The 21221-nt window shown below is 65.1% G+C and carries 23 protein-coding genes and 1 pseudogene; 14 read left to right on the top strand and 10 right to left on the bottom strand.

Annotation, left to right across the window (positions count from 1 at the left end; translation table 11 throughout):
* Nucleotides 1-14 precede the first annotated feature (14 nt).
* Both LH407_RS03150 and LH407_RS03145 read right to left on the bottom strand, forming a co-directional pair.
* Nucleotides 15-1874 (bottom strand): amidase family protein, encoded by a 1860-nt coding sequence (locus LH407_RS03150; protein WP_322132744.1) that lies wholly within the window; start codon nucleotides 1872-1874, stop codon nucleotides 15-17.
* A 50-nt stretch (nucleotides 1875-1924) separates the two neighbouring features.
* On the bottom strand, nucleotides 1925-2620 hold the full coding sequence (locus LH407_RS03145) for a cohesin domain-containing protein (protein WP_322132745.1): 696 nt from the start codon (nucleotides 2618-2620) through the stop codon (nucleotides 1925-1927).
* 200 nt (nucleotides 2621-2820) lie between these two features.
* Between LH407_RS03145 and LH407_RS03140 the strand changes: the two genes are divergently transcribed.
* The 7 genes from LH407_RS03140 to LH407_RS03110 all read left to right on the top strand — a co-directional run bounded on the left by LH407_RS03140 (nucleotide 2821) and on the right by LH407_RS03110 (nucleotide 8187).
* Nucleotides 2821-3276, top strand: a complete 456-nt coding sequence (locus tag LH407_RS03140; RefSeq protein WP_322132746.1) for a hypothetical protein — start codon at nucleotides 2821-2823, stop codon at nucleotides 3274-3276.
* 34 nt (nucleotides 3277-3310) lie between these two features.
* The gene (locus LH407_RS03135; protein WP_322132747.1) at nucleotides 3311-4444 is read left to right on the top strand and encodes a PIG-L family deacetylase; all 1134 of its coding nucleotides are present in this window, start codon (nucleotides 3311-3313) and stop codon (nucleotides 4442-4444) included.
* A gap of 7 nt (nucleotides 4445-4451) precedes the next feature.
* Complete coding sequence (gene fdxA, locus LH407_RS03130) at nucleotides 4452-4772, top strand: ferredoxin (protein WP_322132748.1); 321 nt, start codon at nucleotides 4452-4454, stop codon at nucleotides 4770-4772.
* A gap of 1 nt (nucleotide 4773) precedes the next feature.
* Nucleotides 4774-5880 carry a succinyldiaminopimelate transaminase gene (gene dapC, locus LH407_RS03125; protein WP_322132749.1) on the top strand — a complete coding sequence of 369 codons (1107 nt, stop codon included), beginning with the start codon at nucleotides 4774-4776 and terminating at the stop codon, nucleotides 5878-5880.
* A gap of 78 nt (nucleotides 5881-5958) precedes the next feature.
* Entirely contained in the window at nucleotides 5959-7254 is a 1296-nt protein-coding gene (locus tag LH407_RS03120; protein ID WP_322132750.1) for a citrate synthase, read from the top strand.
* Nucleotides 7255-7262: 8 nt separating this feature from the next.
* The gene (locus LH407_RS03115) at nucleotides 7263-7862 is read left to right on the top strand and encodes a hypothetical protein (RefSeq protein ID WP_322132751.1); all 600 of its coding nucleotides are present in this window, start codon (nucleotides 7263-7265) and stop codon (nucleotides 7860-7862) included.
* A 118-nt stretch (nucleotides 7863-7980) separates the two neighbouring features.
* Nucleotides 7981-8187: a hypothetical protein gene (locus LH407_RS03110; protein WP_322132752.1), complete on the top strand. Its 207-nt coding sequence runs from the start codon at nucleotides 7981-7983 to the stop codon at nucleotides 8185-8187.
* A 209-nt stretch (nucleotides 8188-8396) separates the two neighbouring features.
* Here the strand turns inward: LH407_RS03110 and LH407_RS03105 are convergent, their stop codons facing one another.
* Both LH407_RS03105 and dapD read right to left on the bottom strand, forming a co-directional pair.
* Complete coding sequence (locus LH407_RS03105; protein WP_322132753.1) at nucleotides 8397-8921, bottom strand: hypothetical protein; 525 nt, start codon at nucleotides 8919-8921, stop codon at nucleotides 8397-8399.
* A 196-nt stretch (nucleotides 8922-9117) separates the two neighbouring features.
* Entirely contained in the window at nucleotides 9118-10059 is a 942-nt protein-coding gene (dapD, locus tag LH407_RS03100; RefSeq protein ID WP_322132754.1) for a 2,3,4,5-tetrahydropyridine-2,6-dicarboxylate N-succinyltransferase, read from the bottom strand.
* A gap of 27 nt (nucleotides 10060-10086) precedes the next feature.
* On the opposite strand from dapD, the gene dapE reads away from it, so the two are divergent.
* The 3 genes from dapE (at nucleotide 10087) to LH407_RS03085 (ending at nucleotide 12635) form a co-directional block, all read left to right on the top strand.
* Nucleotides 10087-11172: a succinyl-diaminopimelate desuccinylase gene (dapE, locus tag LH407_RS03095; protein WP_407650622.1), complete on the top strand. Its 1086-nt coding sequence runs from the start codon at nucleotides 10087-10089 to the stop codon at nucleotides 11170-11172.
* Nucleotides 11154-12389, top strand: coding sequence for a hypothetical protein (locus LH407_RS03090; RefSeq protein ID WP_322132755.1), 1236 nt, complete (start codon nucleotides 11154-11156; stop codon nucleotides 12387-12389). Before dapE ends, LH407_RS03090 begins: the two co-directional genes overlap by 19 nt.
* A gap of 72 nt (nucleotides 12390-12461) precedes the next feature.
* Nucleotides 12462-12635: a DUF3117 domain-containing protein gene (locus LH407_RS03085; protein WP_322132756.1), complete on the top strand. Its 174-nt coding sequence runs from the start codon at nucleotides 12462-12464 to the stop codon at nucleotides 12633-12635.
* A gap of 16 nt (nucleotides 12636-12651) precedes the next feature.
* Here the strand turns inward: LH407_RS03085 and LH407_RS03080 are convergent, their stop codons facing one another.
* On the bottom strand, nucleotides 12652-13284 hold the full coding sequence (locus tag LH407_RS03080) for an O-methyltransferase (protein WP_322132757.1): 633 nt from the start codon (nucleotides 13282-13284) through the stop codon (nucleotides 12652-12654).
* Nucleotides 13285-13349: 65 nt separating this feature from the next.
* On the opposite strand from LH407_RS03080, the gene LH407_RS03075 reads away from it, so the two are divergent.
* Nucleotides 13350-13712: a sec-independent translocase gene (locus LH407_RS03075; RefSeq protein ID WP_322132758.1), complete on the top strand. Its 363-nt coding sequence runs from the start codon at nucleotides 13350-13352 to the stop codon at nucleotides 13710-13712.
* Nucleotides 13713-13719: 7 nt separating this feature from the next.
* On the opposite strand, the gene LH407_RS03070 is transcribed toward LH407_RS03075, so the two are convergent.
* Entirely contained in the window at nucleotides 13720-14088 is a 369-nt protein-coding gene (locus tag LH407_RS03070; RefSeq protein WP_322132759.1) for a hypothetical protein, read from the bottom strand.
* Nucleotides 14089-14102: 14 nt separating this feature from the next.
* Nucleotides 14103-14312 (bottom strand): type II toxin-antitoxin system HicA family toxin, encoded by a 210-nt coding sequence (locus LH407_RS03065; RefSeq protein ID WP_322132760.1) that lies wholly within the window; start codon nucleotides 14310-14312, stop codon nucleotides 14103-14105.
* Between the two features lie 352 nt (nucleotides 14313-14664).
* On the opposite strand from LH407_RS03065, the gene LH407_RS03060 reads away from it, so the two are divergent.
* Nucleotides 14665-14973 (top strand): hypothetical protein, encoded by a 309-nt coding sequence (locus LH407_RS03060; RefSeq protein WP_322132761.1) that lies wholly within the window; start codon nucleotides 14665-14667, stop codon nucleotides 14971-14973.
* A gap of 165 nt (nucleotides 14974-15138) precedes the next feature.
* On the opposite strand, the pseudogene LH407_RS03055 reads toward LH407_RS03060, so the two are convergent.
* A pseudogene (locus LH407_RS03055) lies at nucleotides 15139-15603 on the bottom strand (aldehyde dehydrogenase family protein); the annotation flags it as partial.
* Nucleotides 15604-15680: 77 nt separating this feature from the next.
* On the opposite strand from LH407_RS03055, the gene LH407_RS03050 reads away from it, so the two are divergent.
* Nucleotides 15681-17087, top strand: coding sequence for an RHS repeat-associated core domain-containing protein (locus tag LH407_RS03050; protein ID WP_322132762.1), 1407 nt, complete (start codon nucleotides 15681-15683; stop codon nucleotides 17085-17087).
* Nucleotides 17088-17487: 400 nt separating this feature from the next.
* Nucleotides 17488-18087: an Imm26 family immunity protein gene (locus tag LH407_RS03045; protein WP_322132763.1), complete on the top strand. Its 600-nt coding sequence runs from the start codon at nucleotides 17488-17490 to the stop codon at nucleotides 18085-18087.
* 536 nt (nucleotides 18088-18623) lie between these two features.
* Here LH407_RS03045 and LH407_RS03040 read toward each other — a convergent pair.
* The gene (locus LH407_RS03040) at nucleotides 18624-20171 is read right to left on the bottom strand and encodes a succinic semialdehyde dehydrogenase (RefSeq protein ID WP_322132764.1); all 1548 of its coding nucleotides are present in this window, start codon (nucleotides 20169-20171) and stop codon (nucleotides 18624-18626) included.
* A 43-nt stretch (nucleotides 20172-20214) separates the two neighbouring features.
* Nucleotides 20215-21132: a LysR family transcriptional regulator gene (locus tag LH407_RS03035; protein ID WP_322132765.1), complete on the bottom strand. Its 918-nt coding sequence runs from the start codon at nucleotides 21130-21132 to the stop codon at nucleotides 20215-20217.
* Between the last annotated feature and the right edge of the window lie 89 nt (nucleotides 21133-21221).

Genomic DNA, 21221 nt, shown 5'->3' with positions numbered 1-21221 from the left:
GTGGATGGATCTCGTTACTGCGGGAGCGGACCGTAGAGCGCCGGCGTGGTGCGCTTCTGCGTCTCCTGCTCGAACGCATAAGTCAGCCCGATGAGGGTGCCTTCGTCGAACATGCGACCCAGGAACTCGAGGTTCACGCCACCGCCCGCGTTCGTGCCAACATTCGCGTCACTTGCGGCCGCCTGGCCCATCGGCACGGACACCGACGGCAGGCCCGTGTTGGGGCTGAGCCGCAGGTTGGTGCTCTGAGTGCTGTACGGGTTGCCCGAGGGGTAGACGATCGCATCGATGGCGTCATCCGTCGCGGGGTTGCCGTCCGGGTCGTTGAGCAGCGCAGTCACGAGCACGCGACCCGCGGCGAGCTGCAGGGTGTGCGAGCCAGTGGGGCCGGCCCACGCCTGGTAGGTCTCCTCGGTGATGGCGTCGCGCTCCTCGTACACTCCGATACGGCCAGTGACGAGTCGACGGGAATCGACGATCGCTTCCAACGAGCGGAGCGTCACATCGGGGTCGAGGTGGGCGTCGATGTAGCCGTTGAGGTCGTGCTTGAACTCGTTCTTGCTGCCGCTTCCCTCGTTGAGCACGTTCGAGAAGCCCTGCGGCGCCGTGAGCTGCACAAATGTCGCGCCCTTGGCTTCCATTGCCGCTCGTGCCTCGTTCCAGAGGCGAACCGTTGCCGCGTTGCTGCCGATCATAGAGGGGACAAATCCGATGCGCGCACCCTCGAGCGAGTCCTCGTCGAGGAACTTCGTGTAGGACTCGGGCACGAGACCGGTCTGTGCCGAGGTGACCGGGTCGCTCTCGTCGACACCCGTGACGGCGTCGAGCGCGATCGCGGCATCCGTGACCGAACGTGTGATGGGCCCACCCGTGTCTTGGCTGAGCGCAAGGGGCACGATTCCGTCACGGCTCGCAAGGCCCACCGATGGGCGGATGCCCACGAGCTGGTTGTAGGAAGCGGGAACACGAATCGAGCCTCCGGTGTCGGTACCGAAGCCGATGCCGGCGAGGTTCGCCGCGATCGCGGCACCCGTTCCACCGCTCGAGCCTCCGGCCGTCTTCGTCGTGTTGTACGGGTTGGCGACCCGGATCGACTGCTCGTTGACCTGGCCAACGGAGTACTCCGAGGAGAAGCCATAGGCCCACTCGTCGAGTGTCAGCTTCGCGATGATGACCGCGCCGGCGTCGCGCAGGCCCTCGACCATAAACGCGTCGGTCTCGGTCTGGTTGTCCACCCAGCAGTCACAACCGGCGGTCGTGGGCATGTCCTTGGTGTTGTAGTTGTCCTTGAGGGCAACGGGGATACCGAGGAGTGTGCTCGTCATTCCGGATTCGGCACGCTCAGCATCCGCTGCTGCTGCCGCTGCGAGAGCGACGGAACTCGTCGTCATGACCGAGTTGAGCGGACGACCGCCCGCACCTTGGTCGACGAGCACCTTGTCGTAGGCGGCGATGCGGTCGAGGTACGTCTGGGTGAGCTCGACGGAGGTGGTGACTCCGGCGTTCATCGCGGCCTGCATGTCGATCGCCGAGGCCTCGACGATCTCGAACGGGCCATCGTCGTAGACCATTCGCTGCGACACGGCGACCAGGTCGGTGATGGTGATGATGTCGTTTCCGTCGACATCGGCAACCTCGACGGATGCCCAGGCGGCAGCCTCGGGGGTCGCCCCCATGTTCGCCGCCAGGAGGTCGAGGTCGGCGGAGGTGACCTGCTGGTCTCCCGTGAGGTCGAGCTCGGTGTAGAACGGCGCCAGCAGGGGCGCCGGGTCGGGTACGGCGACGGCGGGAGTCGCCGTCAGTGCGCCCACGGCGACGAGCGAGGCGATGCCCGTTGTCGCCGCGATCGCGGTGCTGATGCGTCGAGTCTTCACTGAGTTCCTCGTTGAGTCGGTTCGAACGGTTCGAGTGGTTGGCGTCGCGCTCATCGGGTGCCCGCAATCCGGCGACGCACGAGCACGAAGCCGAGGGTGAGGGCCGCGAGGGCGACGACAACGATGATCGCGATGTTGCTCGCGAGTGTGCTTCCCGTGAAGGCGAGCGGTCCGCCTTCACCATCGCCAGCGCCAGCGGATGCCGAGGGGGAGGGCGACGGCGAGGGGACGACTACCTCGTCAGCCTCGATGGTGACCTCGGCGCTCGCGGCATCCTCAAGCGGTGTGGTCGCCGATTCGCTGTCGACGAGTGTGATCGCGGGGATCTCGATCGTCGTCTCACCGTCGCTGATGGCCTCGAAGTCGGCGGTGACGACAAGGTCGCCGCTCAGCGCGGGGGAGGTCCCGAGGCGCGTGTGCGTGACGGTGATTGTTCCGTCGCCCTCGGTGACAGCGTCGAATCCGCCGTCGGGGCCGGTCGCGCTGTCGTCGACGTACTCGAAGAGTTCGGCGTCGAAGGCGAAGGTCACCTCGTAGGCGAAAACGTCGGTCGTGGCGGGGAGGGTGGCTGTCGCGGTGACAGTGTCACCGATCTCGAGCGTCGTGGCGCTGAGACCGAGAGTGACGGTGCCGACGGTCGGTGCTGCCGCCGCGGGGATGACACCGACGAGGGCGAGTCCGAGTCCGAGGGCTCCGGCGATCACCGCCGTTCGACGTCGGGTGCGAGTGGTGTGTGCGGGGTTCATGAGATGCGTCCTCTGTGTTCGCGTCGCAGGTCAGGGGTTCGCCTGACGTTAGAGAGGTGTGATGTTCGCGGGGTTTCCGTTTCGTTTCGCAAGTATTTCCTTACGTTTCGCAAGCATTTCGTTGAGTTCGGCTCATCCAGACTCGCCCGGTGCCCGCTCGCTAGAATTGGCGCGACATCCGCCATTCGAAGGGGACGACCATGACGTCAGCACGTCGCATCGCAGCACCCGTCGCACTCGCGCTCTCGATCGCGCTCGTGCCACTCCTCTCCGGATGCATGGGCAACCCCATCGAATCCGTCATCGAAGGGGCCACGGGCGGCGAGGTCGACCTCGGCGGCTCGTCGCTGCCGTCCGGCTACCCGGAGCAAGAAGTGCCCGTCATCGACGGTGAGATCCTCTTCGGCGGAGGCCTCGGCAGTGGAGACAGCAAGGTCTTCAACGTCACGATTCGCGTCTCGGGCGAGACGGCCATCGACGACATTCGCGCACAACTCGAAGGCGCGGGTATTGTCGCCCAGGCCGACGTCGGCGGTGCCGCAGCCGGAACGTTCGTCGGCACCAGCGACGCGTGGGGTGTGCTCGTTGTTGTCTCTGAGGACGGCACCAACGGCTGGGTCGCGAACTACACGGTCACCCCCGCCGTCACTCCGTAACAACTCGGCACAGACAGAGAAGCGGGAACCAGTCATGGAGCGAGTGCTCTTCGTGCACGCGCATCCCAGCGACGAGACGACCGCGACCGGTGCCACGATCGCGCGGCTCGTGCGCTCCGGTGCCCCGGTCACCGTCGTCACGTGTACTCGCGGCGAGTTCGACGAACTGCTCCCCACACTCCAGCCGACCGCCGATCGTGCTGCGCTGGGCAACCTCCACGTCGACGAATTCACCCGCGCGATGGCGACCCTCGGCGTCGAGGACTACCGGATGCTCGGAGAACCCGGTGCACGGTGGAGCGGCCTCCCGCCGCGGCAGTACGCGGACTCCGGCACCACGTGGGGTGCTGCGGGGCCGGAGCCCCGGCCCGATGCGCCCGCGAACGCGCTCACGCGTGCCGACCTCGGGGAGGTCGCATCCGATATCGCCGCGGCGATCATGCGCAACCGACCCGATGTTGTGGTCACCTACGGGCCGGAGGGGCTCGCGGGGGCGCCCGATTCTCGGCGTGTGCACGACGCGACCCGGTGGGCCGCGGAGGTGCTCGGTGTTCCGCTCTACGTGCTCGGTGACTACGCCGGCCGCGGCTCGGTGCGAGTCGATGACCCCGAGTCGCTCGGGCGCAAGCGGGAAGCTCTCGGTGCCTACGGGAGCACGATCGTGGTGTCGGGCGAGACGTTCAGTCGGGCATCCGGCGCGCCCGTACCGATCGCCGCACCCGAGCGTTTTGCGCGCTTGCGGCCGCCCGCTCGCGGTTTCGGTGGCTTCGGCTTGCTGTCGCGCATCATCGCGTGTGTGTTCGCGTTTGTTGTCGGGGGAGTGGCCGGTGCGGTGCTCACGGTCATCCACCAGTCGTCGGTTGTTGTGGGTTCGGTTCCCGTGCCGTGGGGGCTCATCGCCGCTCTTGTGATCAGCGCCGCCCTCCTCGCCGGTCTGCGAATCGTCTACGAGACACGTATCGTCGCGGGGGTCGCCGCCGCTGGCCTCCTCGGAGCCGAAGCGCTTCTGGCCCTCGGCACACCCTCGGGCAGCATCCTCGTCGTCGACAATCTCGCGGGCACCGTGTGGACGATTGGATCGGTGCTCATCGTCGCCGTCGTGCTGGCGTGGCCGCGCTTGCCAACGTCGCGCGGCGGTAGGATGAGAACTCCCGCCGCGAAAGGTTAGATCGCCCGTGACCTACGTCATCGCACAGCCCTGTGTCGACCTCAAGGACCGCGCGTGCATCGATGAATGCCCCGTCGACTGCATCTACGAGGGTGACCGAATGCTCTACATCCAACCCGACGAATGTGTCGACTGTGGAGCGTGTGAACCGGTGTGCCCCGTCGAGGCGATCTACTACGAAGACGACCTCCCCGATAAGTGGGCCGACTACTACAAGGCCAACGTCGAGTTCTTCGACGACATCGGCTCGCCCGGTGGTGCCGCCAAGGTCGGCGTGATCCACAAGGACCACCCGCTCATTACCGCCCTCCCGGTCGGCGGCGAGTAGCGTGCCGCGCACGCCCCTGGCGCTGCCCGACTTCCCCTGGGATTCGCTCACCCCGTTCGCCGATCGCGCGCGGTCGCACCCTGACGGCTTCGTCGACCTCTCCGTCGGCTCACCCGTCGATCCGACTCCCGCGGTCGTAGCGCGGGCGTTGGCCGAGGCGACGGATGCCCACGCCTACCCTCAGACGGCCGGCACCCCCGCGCTGCGCGAGGCCATCGTCGACTGGTACGCCCGTCGGCGCGGAGCTGACGACCTCACGGTCGCCAACGTCATGCCGACGATCGGCTCCAAGGAACTCGTTGGGCTGTTGCCATTGCTACTCGGGCTCGGCCCGGGCGATGTGGTTGTCCACCCCGCGATTGCCTACCCCACGTACGCGATCGGTGCGGCCGTCGTCGGTGCTCGCGCCGTGGCATCCGATGACCCCGCGGAGTGGCCGGCGGAGACGAAACTCGTGTGGCTCAACAGCCCCGGTAACCCGACGGGCTCGGTGCTCAGCGTCGAGCAACTACGCGCGGCCGTTGCGCGGGCTCGTGAACTCGGTGCGGTGATCGTCAACGACGAGTGTTACGCGGAGCTCGTGTGGGACTCCTCGGAGCCGGCGCCCTCGATCCTCGATTACCGGGTGATCGAGGGGGTGCGCAGCAATGTGCTCTCCGTCTACTCGCTCAGCAAGCAGTCGAACCTTGCCGGCTATCGCGCCGCGTTTGTCGCGGGGTGCAGCAACCTCATCGGCGAGATCCTCGCGGTGCGCAAGCACCTCGGACTCATCCCGCCCGCCCCCGTGCAGGCCGCCATGATCGCGGCGCTCGCCGACGAGGAGCACGTCGCACACCAGCGCGAGCTGTATCGCGCGCGCCGCGCAAAGCTTGTGCCGGCGCTGCAGCGCGCTGGATACCGCATCGACGACAGCGAGGCCGGCCTCTACCTGTGGGCAACAAAGGGGCTCGACGCGTGGGCGACCGTTTCCGAGCTCGCGGATGCCGGGGTTCTCGTTGTGCCCGGCTCCTTCTACGGGGAGGAGCCAGCAACCCACGTGCGGGTCGCGCTCACGGCATCCGACGCCAACATCGCCGAGGCCGTGGCACGGCTCGACCTGCTCTCCTGAATGTCGACTGCCTCCAAGCAAATCGGCTCGTTCTTGCGGCATGTGACAGTGGTCTGAGGCGCACCCTAAGCTGTAACGGTGACTGAAGCGACCTCCCCACCCGAGAAGGCCACCCTGCAGTTTCCCGGGGGAACGGCTGCGTTCCCCATCGTTCGGGGCACCGCCGGTCACGACTCGATAGACATCTCCACGCTGACCAAGCAGACCGGCTACACCGCGCTCGATCAGGGCTTCGTAAATACCGCCTCGACGCGCAGCGCGATCACCTTCATTGACGGTGACAAGGGCATCCTGCGCTACCGCGGATACGCCATCGAGGATGTCGCGAAGAACTCCACCTTCCTCGAGGTGGCGTGGCTGCTCATCTACGGCGAGCTGCCGTCGGCGAGCGAGCTTGCCGAGTTCGACGAGCGCATCCGCCGTCACACCCTCCTCCACGAAGACCTTCGACGCTTCTTCGACGCCCTTCCGCACAACGCGCACCCCATGTCGGTGCTCTCGAGTGCCGTCTCCGCGCTCTCCACGTACTACGAGGACTCCCTCGACGTGCACGACCCCGAGCAGGTCGAGATCTCGACGATCCGCCTGCTCGCCAAGCTTCCCGTCATCGCCGCGTACGCGCACAAGAAGAGCCTCGGCCAGGCGTTCCTCTACCCGGACAACAGCCTGAGCTTCGTCGACAACTTCCTGAAGCTCAACTTCGGCACGATGGCCGAGCCGTTCGAGGTGAACCCCGTGCTCACCAAGGCGCTCGACCGTCTCCTCATCCTCCACGAGGACCACGAGCAGAACGCGTCGACCTCGACGGTGCGTCTCGTGGGCTCCACGGAGGCGAACATCTTCGCGTCCGTCTCCGCGGGCATCAATGCGCTCTACGGCCCGCTCCACGGTGGTGCCAACGAGGCAGTGCTCCGGATGCTCAGCGAGATCCAGGACTCCGGCGAGGGGGTGAAGAAGTTCGTCGAGCGTGTGAAGAACAAGGAGGACGGCATCCGCCTCATGGGGTTCGGGCACCGCGTCTACAAGAGCTTCGATCCGCGCGCCAAGCTCGTCAAGGAGAGCGCAGACGAGGTGCTCGAGTCGCTCGGTGTGCAGGACCCGCTGCTCGACATCGCCAAGGAACTCGAGCAGGTCGCCCTCGCCGACGACTACTTCATCGAGCGCAAGCTCTACCCCAACGTGGACTTCTACACGGGTGTCATCTACAAGGCGATGGGGTTCCCGACGCGTATGTTCACCGTGCTCTTTGCGATCGGCCGCCTGCCCGGCTGGATCGCCAACTGGCGTGAGATGAACGAGGACCCGCGCACCAAGATCGGGCGCCCGCAGCAGCTGTTCACGGGATCGCCCGCACGGGATTGGCCCAGCCGCTAGGAGGCCGTATGCGGTTCTTCAGGCGCCGCAAGAAACTCGATCTCGGTAAGTACGTCGCCCCGAAGCAACAACCGGAGGCGCCGCTGCAGGACCTCATCGATGAGGGTGTGCTCATTGCCGCCGCAGCGGTGCGGCTCGCGGTCAAGAACCTCATGGTGCTGCGCTCGGTTCGGGATGGCTTGAATTACGACGAAGAGCGCTACGTGACCGCCGTGCGTGAGGAGCTGCAGAACCTCGCCGACGAGAAGGACGGCGACGCGATGCGTGTCGCCCGCCTGTCGGATGACGCGGCCGGCCGCACCGGCAAGGCGACCCACCACGCCGACTACCGCGAGGTCGACACCGACAGGCTCAGCCGGCGCGAGCAGGTGCTGCGCCAGCTAGCGCGGCGGCTGCGGTCACTCGCGGACGACGACGAGTGGGTGCGCGACCTCGTGGCGTCCTCACGCGGTGAGGCCCTCGAGGACCTGGCGGCATCCGCAGACGCGGTGTCCCTGGCCGAGCGGATGCAGGACACCGAGGAATACCGCGAGCTGCGCGCCGACCGCATGCGCAACGTGAAGAACGACCTCCTCATGCTGCAGGTCACACCCCCGGAAAACCGCTGAGGGTAGGTCAATGCTCCCTGAAGAGCGCGGCTCGCCCCACCTATGCGAGGCGAATTATCCAAGGAAAGTACTGCTTCAGTACCGCGTTGGCGTACGAATCCCGAGGGAGATATCGCGCATGAAGCGCGTCCAGTCGCGAGTACGCCTCTTTCACGGTCGGGAGATACTGCAGGTCGTCTTCTCGCAGTTCTTGGCCGGTGCTCCTCGCAAGAAGCACACATTCTTCCCCATCAATTTCCCACCCAACGATGGCGAAATACGTGACCTCGCTCTCGTTCTGTACTACCGCGATCAATGGTTCATTTCGCTCGTCAACACCGCTTAGTTGGATTGACCGGCGAACTGACGAATGGGCCGTGACTGCGTTCCGCCTCGTCCGGCGAAAGGATATCCAGGCGGCGAGGACCACAACAGGTAGGAACGCGGCGTACACACGAATCAACACTTGGTAGTCAGCTCCCAGAAGGGGCACCACCACGAGAGGCAGGAGCAGCGCCCAACTCCAGCGGCGAACGAAGAAAGTCCAGAATCCCATTAGGCAAGACGCCCTCTCCACAGGATCGAAGGGTCATACTTTCCAGAAGCCAACTCGATAAAGAACCTTCCTGTCTCAAACGCACCATATATTTGCGCGCCGAGGTAGATCCCGCCTCGCTCGTAATTGGACCTCCAGAGGCACCCGTCGCGCCGGATAGCATTTCGCGCCGGAATGTTTGGCGTTCCTCGCACGAACCGGGGCGTCTGCTTCAATGCGGCCTTCGTCACCGACTTAGCAACCATGACAACCCCAGTCGATGCACCAAACGTCGCGGCCCCGATTAGGTCAACCCATCCTTCCTGATTTCCGGTTGCAAGACGAGCTACCCCGGTAACGAGTGAAATGCCCGCCGAAATCACACCGCATGCGGCGCAACCAAACAGTGCCAACACGCCAAGCGCACCTGCGGCGAAATCGGCGACCTCCCCGGCGGTGTTCCAATCCCACTCAAATTGCCCGGTGAGGTCGACCTTGTTAACGGGGTCGGTCGGGTAGTTGTAAGAATTCGTCACACTCACCATAACGAACGCTCATTTCCGAAAATGTCGTTTCGTCGTGAAATTGAGTTGAATTTACGTGACGTTCACAATCGAGGTCGCAACAGCGACGCGAATTGGGAACGTAGCGCGCGCCCTGCGCGCCTTATCCCCGCCTCGCGGGGTCGCAGGTTTCGAGACGCGCGCTGCGCGCGCTCCTCAAACAGCGGGGCACTTGTCGCTACGCGTGGAGGGCGCTGTTGAGGGTGATGCCCGCGCCGCTGCGGGGGAGTACCTCCACGGCACCGTTCACCGAGTTGCGACGGAACAGCAGGTTCGGCACACCACTCAGCTCCGAGGCCTTCGCCGTGCGCGGCTCACCCGTGCCGTCGAGGATCGTCACCTTGGTGCCCGCCGTCACGTAGAGGCCAGCCTCCACAACGCTGTCCTCGCCGATCGAGATACCAACACCCGAGTTCGCTCCGAGCAGGGCGCGAGCGCCGATCGCGACACGCTCGGTGCCGCCACCGGAGAGGGTGCCCATGATGGATGCCCCGCCACCGATATCCGCGCCGTCCCCAACAACAACACCCTGGGAGATGCGGCCCTCCACCATGGAGGTGCCGAGCGTGCCGGCGTTGAAGTTCACGAAACCTTCGTGCATGACGGTGGTGCCGGGTGCCAGGTGCGCTCCGAGGCGAACGCGCGAAGCATCCGCGATGCGCACGCGCTCGGGGGTGACGTAGTCGATGAGCCTCGGGAACTTGTCGATGCCCGTCGGCGCGATACCCGCGCGCTGCAGCGAGGGGCGCAAGCGGTCGAAGTCGTCCGGATGCACGGGGCCCGCGTTCGTCCACACGACGATGGGCAGGTGCGGGAAGAGGCCGTCGAGGTTGATGTCGTTGGGCTGCACCAGCAGGTGGCTGAGCAGGTGCAGGCGGAGGTAGGCATCCGGGGTGGAGGCGGGAGCAGCATCCAGGTCGATCTCCACCGTCTCGAAGCGAAGCTCAACGGCGCGACGGGTGTCCGACCCGATGAGGTCCTCGAATTCGGCGGGGGCAATGTACGGGTCGGTTCCCTCGGGCAGCGAGCCGAGCTTCGGGGCCGGGAACCACGTGTCGAGTGCCACCCCGCTCGTCGAAACCGTGACCAGACCGTATCCCCATGCAGTGCGAGAGCTCATGACTCTCAGGCTACCTAAACTGGCATGGTGCCTGCCCGCGACTCAGACCTGCCCGTGCTCGACCTTGCCGGGTCTGCCGTCGACCTCACGGTTGCCCTGTGCGACATCGAATCGGTGTCGGGCAACGAGGCCGCCATCGCCGACGCGATCGAGGCGAGCCTCGCGATCTACCCGCACCTGGAGGTCATTCGGGACGGTGATGCGGTCGTCGCCCGCACGAACCTCGGCCGGGCATCCCGTGTTGTGATCGCCGGCCACATCGACACCGTGCCCGTCAACGCGAACCTCCCCGTGCGTCGCGAGGGCGACGAGCTCATCGGCCGCGGAACCGTCGACATGAAGGCGGGTGTCGCCGTTGCGCTTGTGCTCGCCGCCGACCTCAGCGAACCGCCCGTCGACCTCACGTGGATCTTCTACGACAACGAGGAGGTCTCGAGCGACCTCAACGGGCTCGGCCGTCTCGCTCGCACGCGACCGGAGCTGCTCGCCGGCGACTTCGCGATCCTCGGCGAGCCGACAAGCGCCACCGTGGAGGGCGGATGCAACGGCACGGCCCGCGTCGAGGTGCGACTGTCGGGCATCCGCGCGCACTCGGCGCGCTCGTGGGTGGGCCACAACGCCATCCACGACGCGGCGGAGGTGCTGCGCATCCTCAAGGACTACGAGCCCGAACAACTCGAGGTCGACGGCCTCGTGTACCGCGAGGGGCTCAACGCGGTGGCGATCACCGGGGGTGTTGCGGGCAACGTCATCCCCGACCAGGCCGTGGTGACCATCAACTACCGTTTCGCGCCGAGCCGCTCCGGTGAGCAAGCCATCGCACACCTGCGCGAACTCTTCGACGGCTACGAGCTCACGGTGACCGACCTCGCCGAGGGTGCCAGGCCCGGGCTCGACGAGCCGCTCGCGCAGGACTTCCTCGCTGCGGTCGGCGGCGTCGCCCACCCCAAATACGGCTGGACGGATGTCGCCCGCTTCTCCGCCCACGGAGTGCCCGCCGTCAACTACGGCCCCGGCGACCCTCTTCGCGCCCACGCCGACGACGAGCGCGTGAACATCGCGGAGATCATCGCGTGCGAGCAGGGCCTGCGGGCGTGGCTGGGCACACACTGAGCCGTTCCCCGATGTCGGTGGCGCTGCGTGTGCGCTATCGGCTGAGCCCGTGGTGGCTGCGGGTGGTTGTGGTGTTCGCTGTCTCGCGAGTCATCTCGACGGGCATCCTGCTCTGGTTCGCCAGCATCCAGCAACCGAATGCGTGGACGGGCGCCTCGCCCGGGTACTTCGATTTCGCCCGCATCTGGGACGGCCACTGGTATTTCATCATCGCCGCCACCGGATACCCGAGCAGCTTGCCCATGACCGCGGACGGGCACGTGGGCGAGAGCGCGTGGGCGTTTATGCCCGCCTACCCCTCGATCGTGCGGCTGTTCCTACTGCCGGGAGCCGATTTCGGCGTCGTCGCGGTCTTCGTCTCTGTCGCGTTCGCGCTGGGTGCGGCGCTCGTCTTCTACCGGCTCATGGCGAAGTTTTTGCCGCCGGGCTCGGCGCTCTTTGCCGTGGTGCTGTTCTGTGTTGCGCCCGTTTCGCCTATCCTGCAGGTCGCGTATGCGGAGTCGATGCACGCCTTCCTGCTGATGCTGGCTCTCCTGCTCCTCGTCGAGCGGCGCTACGCGCTCCTCATCCCGGTGATCGTCGTGATGGCCTTCACGCGCCCGAGTGGGCTCGCCTTCGCCCTCACGCTCCTGCTGCACGTGAGCTACCGGTGGTGGATGGATCGCCGCGGGCGAGAGCCGTTCCCGTGGCGGGAGCGGATTCTCGCGTGTGCTGCCGGTCTCGTGAGCGCCGCATCGGGCGTCGCGTGGCTCGTGATTGCCGGCATCGTCACGGGCCGGCCCATGGCGTATCTGGAGACGGAACTCGCGTGGCGTTCCGCCTACATCGGCTACGACGAGCTCGTGCCGTTTACGCCGTGGTTCCGTGCCGCCGAGTGGTGGGCTTCGTGGTGGGGCATCCCGCCGTGGTTGCTCATCGTCGCGCTTGTGCTTCTGCTCGTGCTGGTCGGGGCAGCGTTGTTCTTGCCCGCCATGCGTCGCCTCGGGGTGGACATCCGGTTTTGGCTCGTCAGTTACAGCCTCTACCTGCTTGCGGTGTTCTTTCCGCAGTCGAGCACGTTACGCCTGCTCCTGCCCTTGTTTCCGGCTCTCGGGGCCGTCGCAGCGCCGCGGTCGCCGGTCTATCGCGTGAGCATCGTTGTGCTGTTCATCCTCGGCCAGGTCGCGTGGGTGTACATGGCGTGGTGGGTGGACGGCTCCGACTGGACGCCGCCGTGATCGTTCACACGATTTAATGATGTCCGCGGGATGCGGGATAATGGTTGAGTAACCATCGAAAGGGGACAGTTCATGGCAGCCATGAAGCCGAGGACCGGTGACGGACCGATGGAGGCTGTCAAGGAGGGTCGCCTCATCATCGTTCGTGTTCCGCTTGAGGGCGGCGGTCGTCTTGTTGTCTCGGTGAACGACGCCGAGGCCAAGGAGCTTCACGACGCACTCGCCGGAGTTGTGTCGGCCTCCTGAGCCGCCGGGGCGAGCGTTACTCGCCCACCTTCGTGAGCATCAACAGCCCATCACCGACAGGTGACAGGGCGCTCAGCACCGCGTCCGATGCCAGGGTCTCCTTGAGCAGCAGCCGGAAGTTCGCCACCGTCTCATCACGCTGAGCCGGGTCGGCCACACGCCCGCGCCACAGCGCGTGCGCGACGATCACGGTGCCGCCGGTGCGCACCATCCGCAGCCCGTGCTGCACGTAGTCGAGAATCGATGCGGAGTCTGCGTCGATGAAGGCGATGTCGTAGCTGCCCTCATTCATGCGGGGGAGTACGTCGGATGCCCGGCCGGTGATCAGTCGCGTCTGCTTGGCCGCGATGCCGGCGTCCGCGAACGCCTGGCGCGCCGACTGCTGGTGGTCGACCTCGATGTCGATGGTCGTGAGTACGGCATCCGGTGCTCCGCGCAGCAACCACAGGCCGCTCACGCCGACACCCGTGCCCACCTCGATGATGGTCTTCGCCCCGGTCGCCGCGGCGAGCAGCGCAAGGTGCGACCCGACGGCGGGGGTGACGGGCTCCACACCCAACTCGAGGGAGTGCGTGCGCGCGGCAGCGATCACCTCGGGTTCGATGATGGAATCCTCGGCGAACTTCAGGCTCAGCTTCTTGTCTGACACAGGTGCGGTTCTCCTTCCCGACCACTGTAGAGGGCGCACGCAGCCGCGGCGGCTATCCTGATCGAGTGTCCTTCGGCCTGACCTTCGACAAACTGCTGATCATCGGGATCATCGCTGTCTTTCTGCTCGGGCCTGAGCGTCTGCCCTACTACGCGTCACAGCTCGCTCGACTCGTCCGAAACCTCCGCAACATGGCTAACGGAGCCAAGGAGCGTATGCGCGACGAGATGGGCCCCGACTTCGACGACATCGACTGGAAGAAGCTCGACCCCCGCCAGTACGACCCGCGCCGCATCATCCGCGACGCCCTCGTCGAGGAGGACGAACCGAAACCCGTCGTGCGCGCCCCGCGCGAGTCCGCGTACGCGCAGCGTCAGCGCAAGCTGCGTGAGGCCGAGGCGGCCCCGTTCGACGCGGAGGCTACGTAGGGGTTCGCTACGCGGCGTGCTCCGACAGTATTTGGGACACCCTGCCCACGGTCATGCGGAGCAGCCAAGCAATATCGCGCTGGGAGTATCCAGCGGCGGCGAGTGCAGCGGCTGTGTGAGCTGCGGAGTCGGCGAGGGTAGCGCGCTCGATTTCTGCCTGCGCGCGGCGGGCTCCGAGTTGCGCGGCGTCAACGAATCGATCGTCCACGCCCTCGAACGAATACTCCACGTCGAACGGCGCATCGTCCGGTAGGTCTGCCACGAGTGCGATGACTTCACGCACTGCGGCATCGAGCGCGGCGAGATTGCCCGCATAGGTATGCGCGCCGGAGAGGTTTACAACTTCGGCTATCCACGAGGTTCCTTCGCGGGTCACTACCACCGTGTACTTCACCGCAGCCATCCCTTCCCGAGTGCAGGCTCCATGTCCCGCTGGATCTTGGCGAGTAATCCTTTCGGGATGTCGCCAGCGTGTTGTGGAACCGTCGTATGCGCAATCGCTCCATCAACCTCGACGCGGTAGAAGCGGTGTGACCCCTTCTGTCGGAGTACGACACCACCTCGCTCCTCGATTCGTCGGTTGACGTCGCGCGCATTCACGATCGTAATTTAGGCGATAAACACTTTCAATGTTCAGCGCCTAAACAATTTGTGGAGAATCGCTCCACCGACGATGTTGTGGAAGTCGGAGCGAGTTCGGCCCAGAATGAGCAGGCTGGTTCTCGCGCATATCCGGTTTCATGTCCGGCGGTCGGCGGACCTCGATCGGCTTGCGCATTCTGGGCTCGCCGACCTTGCGCGCTGATTGGGGCCACGAAGTCTCCCACCGAATCCGCTTGAGAAAGCTAGAAAGCTGCGGCACAAGCCATGATTAGAGCGTGGGTAAGAACTTGTAGTGGGGTGAACGGTGGTAACAGAAGTCATCTTGCCGGACCGATATGTACTGGACGCAATGGGAGTCGCGTTCGAGTACGGGGATGAACCGTGGGATGCCTCAGTCGAGTTCGTTGCTGGAGACGGTTCGATCGTCTATGTCGGCTGGGACCAGTTTGCCGAGTATGTGTACATTCGCTGGCGTGACCGCGAGGATCGAGCTGTCTTGGTGCGCTACAAGGTTGTCAAGCTCCACGTCCGTGAGTTGGCGGTAGGTGCGCAGGTGGAGGTGGTGTCGAAGTCGTTCGAGCTCCACGGCCGACTCGTCATCGACATCGGCGAACAGGTGTCGCTAAACGACCAACTGACAACTTTCCCAACCACCTAGCGAAGCTAGTCGGGGCCGCCGTGATGGGGATCGAAGATGCGGTCGAGGTACTGAGGTCAGGCCGGCGCTCAGCGGAGAACAGGGCACTCATCCGTATAAGTTTGGCGGGCTTGTACCGAGGGCGTCGTCTCCCGCGACATGACGCGGTGAGCGTGATTAGGGAGCTCAGCGCAAGCGCAGCGTGCGCATCGTCTTCAGCAGCGTCATCACCACCGGGAGCAGCTGCTCCATCTCGCGGCCGGTGCGCGGCAGCTGGAACAGCACCGTCGCCTCGCCGATCGTGCGGGTGTCGACGAAGCGGAGGATGCCCTCCGGCCCGTTTCTCCGGCCGAGACCTGATGCCTTCATACCGCCCATCGGTGCATCCACACTGCCGAAGGCGGCGCGGTAGGGCTCGTTGAGGTTCACGATGCCCGCGTCCAGCTGTCGCGCGACGGCGCGGCCGCGCGTGAGGGATCGGCTGAAGACGGACGCGTTGAGGCCGTACTCGGAGTCGTTGGCGCGTCGGATCGCGTCATCCTCGTCGTCCACGATGTACACCGACAGCACGGGGCCGAAGGTCTCGCCGGCGAAGCACGACATGTCGGGCGTGACATCCGTGAGCACCGTCGGCTCGTAGAAGAACGGGCCGACGTCCTCGCGGTTGACTGCACTGTGCCGAGTGCCTTGACAGCTCTAGTGAGATGCAGTGACGTCTGTGCGACTACTTGCAGAATCTCACGCAGGCGTGGACTGCTGGTTATCCGTATTGTTATGCAACTCCTACTCCGACGACGTTGGGTTCGGCGGCGCCCTATTGGAAGAGTTGGTCGGTTGATCCGGTCACGGGTAACCGTGAGGAGCTCATCGATCATTACTCCGGTGGTGCTGGTGTCGACACGGTGGACACGTACAGCTACCCGACTACGGGTGATCAGCCGCACACTTTGACGGGTATTTCCACGTCGGTGGATGGGGGTGCCCCGACGGCGCAAGCGTTCACGTACGACGAGTCCGGCAATCTGGTCGAGAGCGACAATCTGTCGTTGACGTGGGATGCGCAGAACCGGTTGGAGAAGATCGAGACCGACACATCCGAGGAGCAGGACAATGTCTACTCCGCTAGTGGTGGTCTGTTGTTGCGGCAGGACAGTGTTGAGGGGACGACTCTGTATTTGGGGTCGACTGAGCTGAATATTCCTGCGGGGTCGTCGACGGTGTCGGCGTTGCGCACGTATTCGATTGCCGGGCAGACGGTGGCTGAGCGGGAGGCGACTGCTGGTGTTTCCGGGTTCACGCTGCGGTGGTTGTCGATGGATGTTGTGGGCACGTCCAAAGTGTCCATTGATGCCACCACGGGTGCTGCGACCAGGCGTCACACGGACCCGTTCGGTGTGTCGACGAACCCGTCATCGTTCAGCACGCCGTGGCCGTCCAGCCACGGGTATTTGAACGCACCCGAGTCCGACACGACTGGGCTGACCAGGTTGGGGGCACGCGAATACGACCCGGCACGGGGACGGTTCATCTCTGTTGATCCGGTGTTGGCGCCGATGAATCCGCAGCAGAACAACGGGTACTCGTACGCAGCGAACAATCCTGTCGCTAACGCTGACGCGTCGGGTCTTTGTTACACGCCAATGGATAAGAAGGCGTGCGATCACTACACCGACAGCTGGAAGAAGTACCACGAGAGCCTCAAGGGCGGTGGCGGCGACGGCGGGGGCGGTGGTTCGGATGCGCCGGGTTCCCCGGGTAACGGCAGCGGCGGTGGTGAAGGCGGCGGGGAGCCGCAGTGGTGGAACCCATTCACCTGGTCCGGTGACACCTGGCAAGACGTCGGCGCCATGGCTGCCGGAATTGCCGTCACGATTGCCCTCACCGCTGCCGTAGTTGGGGCGGTCGGTTGCACCGCCGTCACTTTCGGAGTGTGTGGCGCGGTCATCATCGGTGTCGGAATCGCCGCCGGAGCAGCGGGCGCCGCAGTCACCTACGGCCTCCAAGTGGCGAGAAGAGCGCCGAAGGCCTCGGCCAGGCGGTACTGGGAGGTGCCATCGGAGGAGCCATACCCGGCGTCGGCGGCGCACTGGGCAAGGTTCTACCGACTGTGGCGAAACAGCTCGATGGACTCGTGACACAAGCTGTTTCCTCGGCCTCAAGTTCAATTCGGTCCGGAGTTAACACAGCGATTTCGAGCGTCAAGTCGGCCGTCGCTCGGCCCGCACCGAAGCTTCCGAGTCAACTCGCTGGCGGGCCAGCGAACAACAGCGTCTATCAGGGCGTGAAAGGCGGAGAGGACATTTACGTTGGAATCACGAACAATGTTGTCCGGCGAACGTCGGAGCATGGGACTCGCTTCGACGAACTGACAGTGATGGGGAGCGGTCTCACGCGAGGCGAAGCTCGCGCAGTCGAGCAAGCAATGATCGTGTCGAACAACTATGACAACATCATTAACAGTATTTCCCCGAAGCATTCCTACTACGACGATGCTGTTGCCTGGGGTCAGAACTGGCTCAAGCAGAATGGATTACCGTGACCGAGCAAGAAACAAATCTGGCGAAGTTGAGGGGCTCGCGTAAGGTGCCGAGCACTGGTGACGTCTTCACGTTGTTGATGCCCCAGGTGGGGTACTTGTTTGGTCGGGTGATGGGGGACGAACACGACCTGGCTGCGGCGCCCATGCCAAACTGCTACCTCATCTACATCTACAACGTGGTCTCCGACGAGCCCACGCCTGACGTTTCGCAGTTCTCTCCCCAGGGACTTGCAATGCCGCCCGTGTTCATCAATCGGATGCCGTGGACGAAGGGGTACTTTCAGGCCGCGGGCACAAGCGAAGTAAGTTCAGACGACTATGTAGTCGATCCGTGCTACTGGGACGCTCCCAAGCGGAGTTACGTCGACGATCGGCGGGACAAGATTCCTGTCCCTGCGGACGTGGAGCGGTGTGGCTCCTGGGGGCTTGTAAGTTACAGATGGCTGGACGATCACCTCAGCGATGCGCTTGGTCTGCAGAGGGCGCCCCTCACGGCAGAGGACGCAAGCGAGCTCGCGAATCTCACACCGCTCCGCCCCGAGTACTGGATCGCGCCACGATGGCTCACGACGCAACGGCGAAAACTTAAGGAGTGACGACTACCTGGGACTTCAAGTGAGTAATGAGCAAATACCGGTAGTTTCCATCGGGACCATCATTGGCGGGACGACGGCCGACGCTGAATGTTGGAAGCAAGCGACACACGATGTGCGGACCCGACTAGTTGCGAATCGTGACAGCCGCGGCGACGAGGTCTCGGCTTCTGAGCTGAAGGTCAACTTTGAGGTCCATATTGGCGTGACCTGTGGAGGCCGGAGTTCGAGGGCGTTCGCACGGGATACTTTCGAAAACGCGATCATTGGCTCAAAGTCCAGATCGGGCTTCCCCAAGTCTGCCCGCCGAGCGCGGTAGAGGCGCTGGAGCAGTTGCTCGACGCGTCGGTGCGTGAGGTTGATGCGTGGGTGGCAAAGCGAAGGTACGGGTACGACACCTCAGTCATCCGAGAGTTGATTGCCTCCGTGCAGAGTCCGAGACCTGAGTAGCTGCCTTCGGCGTATCGAGTGCGCCGAAAATCCCGCTCTGGCGTGGCGCATTACGGGATTATCGGGAGTTTCGCGCCGTTGGCGGGAGGTCAGCGCAAGCGGAGGGTGCGCATCGTCTTGAGCAGCGTCATCACCACGGGTAGTAGCTGCTCCATCTCGCGGCCGGTGCGCGGCATCTGGAACAGCACGGTCGCCTCCCCGATCGTGCGGGTGTCGACGAAGCGGAGGATCCCCTCCGGCCCGTTTCTCCGACCGAGGCCTGATGCCTTCATGCCGCCCATCGGTGCATCCACGCTGCCGAAGGCGGCGCGGTAGGGCTCGTTGAGGTTCACGATGCCCGCGTCCAGCTGTCGCGCGACGGCGTGGGCACGCGTGAGGGATCGGCTGAAGACGGACGCGTTGAGGCCGTACTCGGAGTCGTTTGCGCGTCGGATCGCGTCATCCTCGTCGTCCACGATGTACACCGACAGCACAGGGCCGAAGGTCTCGCCAGCGAAGCACGACATGTCGGGCGTGACATCCGTGAGCACCGTCGGCTCGTAGAAGAACGGGCCGAGGTCCTCGCGGCGCGTGCCGCCGGCCAGCACCGTCGCGCCCTTCGAGACCGCGTCGGACACGTGTGCCTCGACGCGCTCGAGCTGTGCCGCGGAGGTGAGGGAGCCGACATCCGTGCTGTAGTCGAGCGCGGGGCCCTGGTGCAGCGCCTTCACGCGTTCGACGAGCAGCGGGATGAAGGCGTCGGCGATGCCCCTCTCCACATACACGCGCTCCATCGAGACGCACAGCTGGCCGAGCGCGCTGAACGCGCCGAAGGCGACACCCGCGGCGGCCTTCTCGAGGTCCGCGTCGTCGAGCACGATGATGGGGTTCTTGCCGCCCAGTTCGAGGGATGCCCCGTGCAAAGCCCGCGCAGCACGCTCCGCGACCTTGCGTCCCGTCGCCGTAGAACCGGTGAAACACACATAGTCGGACACATCGACCACAGCGTTACCCACCGTGTCCCCAGGCCCCGCGACCACGCTCCACAGCGCTTCCGGTACTCCGGCGTCGACGAACGCACGCCGCAGCGCGAGAACGCTCAGTGCCGCCTGGTTGTCGGCCTTCTGCACGACGGCGTTGCCTGCCGCGAGTGCGGGGAGCACGTCCATCCCGGCGAGCGACACGGGGTAGTTCCAGGGTGTGATGATGCCGATCACGCCCTTCGGCACGTAGTCGACGCTCGCGCGTGTGACGACCGGCAGCACACCCTTGCGCCGCTGCGGGCGGAGCAGGGCGGGCGCCGTGAGAGCCACGTATCGCGCGGTGTTGGCGGCCTGCACAACCTCCTCGAACGCCTGAGCACGGGTCTTGCCGGTCTCGAGCTGGTTGAGGTCGAGCAGGGTTCGGCGACGCTCGAGGAGCAGATCGTGGCCGCGCAGCAGTACCTCTCGACGGTACGCAGCACCGGCCGCGAACCATGCGACCTGCGCCTCCCGCGCCGCCTCGGCGGCCGACGCGACATCCGTCTCAGACGACTGCGGCAACTCGACGAGGGGCTCGCCCGTGAAGGGGGCGATCACGGTCACGGTCTCGCCCGAGGTCGCCACGAGGTCGGCGGTCAGATCGTCGTAGGCGGAAGCAACGGCGGTGTCAGTCATGGGGACAGAGTACGCCCGCGCGCCCGAGAAACTCGGGGGAGGGTCATCCGGTGGCGTGATCGCGCGCGAACCGCGACGCGATATCGCTGAGCGCTCTCACAACGGCACGAACAGAGGGTCGCTCCGCGCGGTCCGGCCGGGTGAGAGCCGAGATGAGACGACGCGAACGGATGCCCTCCAGCGGCCGCGTGATGAGCCCGTTCTCGCGGTCGCGGGTTGTGAAACGGGGAAGGATCGCGATGCCGTGCCCGGCCGCGACGAGCGCCTCCACAACACCGTTGTCGGCAATGCGCTGGGCAATGCGCGCGGGGGTTCCGTTCGCGGCTTCGATGTCGCGCAGGATTCGATCGAAGGGGAGACCCGCTGGCACTCCGATCCAGGTCTCGTCGGTGAGGTCTCCGGGCTTCAGCGCGCGCTTCGAGCCCAGCGGATGATTCTCGGGCAGAGCGACGTCGAGCGGCTCCCACATGAGCTCCGTCACACTCAGACGTTTGTGTGTCCACTCGGGCTGCAGGTCGGGGGAGTCGATCACCACGACGTCGAAGTCGGCGGTGAGATCTTCGGGCTCGTCGAGGAAATGATCGAGATCGCTGCACGCCAGGGTGAGACCGGGCAGGGCATCCACCGCGGTCAGAAGGCCGGGCAGCAGCATCTGGCCACCCGAGGGAAAGGTTGCCAGCGTCACTTCTCCCCGCGGCTGGGATCGGAAGTCCTCCCACACCGCCTCCGCCCGCTCGATGGCGATCGCCACATCGGTCGCCGTGCGGGCGAGTTCGCGTCCGGCGGCGGTGAGATGGATGCCCCTCCCCGAGCGCTCCGTGAGCGGCACACCGGCCTCGCGCTCGAGCACCTTGAGCTGCTGCGACACCGCGGATGCCGTGCGATGTGTGGCCCGTGCGACCGCGGTCACCGAGCCACGGTCGGCCAGCTCACGGAGCAACTCCAAGCGCCTGATGTCCATGTAGCTAAACTACATCGTCAGTTCAGTAATACGAGCTTGTTCTTAAGTTTGGGACGGCGTCAAATGGATACATGACTTTCACCATGATC

Origin of the sequence: Antiquaquibacter oligotrophicus, assembly GCF_020535405.1 — a bacterium.
Classification (GTDB): Bacteria; Actinomycetota; Actinomycetes; order Actinomycetales; family Microbacteriaceae; genus Rhodoglobus; species Rhodoglobus oligotrophicus.
This window is presented reverse-complemented; position numbering and strand designations above follow the sequence as displayed.

What these genes read in the sequence shown, in the direction of transcription:
- LH407_RS03145 (WP_322132745.1), bottom strand. Translation starts at nt 2,620, where the DNA reads ATGAACCCCGCACACACCACTCGCACCCGACGTCGAACGGCGGTGATC.
- LH407_RS03140 (WP_322132746.1), top strand. Translation starts at nt 2,821, where the DNA reads ATGACGTCAGCACGTCGCATCGCAGCACCCGTCGCACTCGCGCTCTCG.
- LH407_RS03135 (WP_322132747.1), top strand. Translation starts at nt 3,311, where the DNA reads ATGGAGCGAGTGCTCTTCGTGCACGCGCATCCCAGCGACGAGACGACC.
- LH407_RS03115 (WP_322132751.1), top strand. Translation starts at nt 7,263, where the DNA reads ATGCGGTTCTTCAGGCGCCGCAAGAAACTCGATCTCGGTAAGTACGTC.
- LH407_RS03110 (WP_322132752.1), top strand. Translation starts at nt 7,981, where the DNA reads ATGAAGCGCGTCCAGTCGCGAGTACGCCTCTTTCACGGTCGGGAGATA.
- LH407_RS03105 (WP_322132753.1), bottom strand. Translation starts at nt 8,921, where the DNA reads ATGGTGAGTGTGACGAATTCTTACAACTACCCGACCGACCCCGTTAAC.
- dapD (WP_322132754.1), bottom strand. Translation starts at nt 10,059, where the DNA reads ATGAGCTCTCGCACTGCATGGGGATACGGTCTGGTCACGGTTTCGACG.
- LH407_RS03085 (WP_322132756.1), top strand. Translation starts at nt 12,462, where the DNA reads ATGGCAGCCATGAAGCCGAGGACCGGTGACGGACCGATGGAGGCTGTC.
- LH407_RS03060 (WP_322132761.1), top strand. Translation starts at nt 14,665, where the DNA reads ATGGGAGTCGCGTTCGAGTACGGGGATGAACCGTGGGATGCCTCAGTC.
- LH407_RS03040 (WP_322132764.1), bottom strand. Translation starts at nt 20,171, where the DNA reads ATGACTGACACCGCCGTTGCTTCCGCCTACGACGATCTGACCGCCGAC.
- LH407_RS03035 (WP_322132765.1), bottom strand. Translation starts at nt 21,132, where the DNA reads ATGGACATCAGGCGCTTGGAGTTGCTCCGTGAGCTGGCCGACCGTGGC.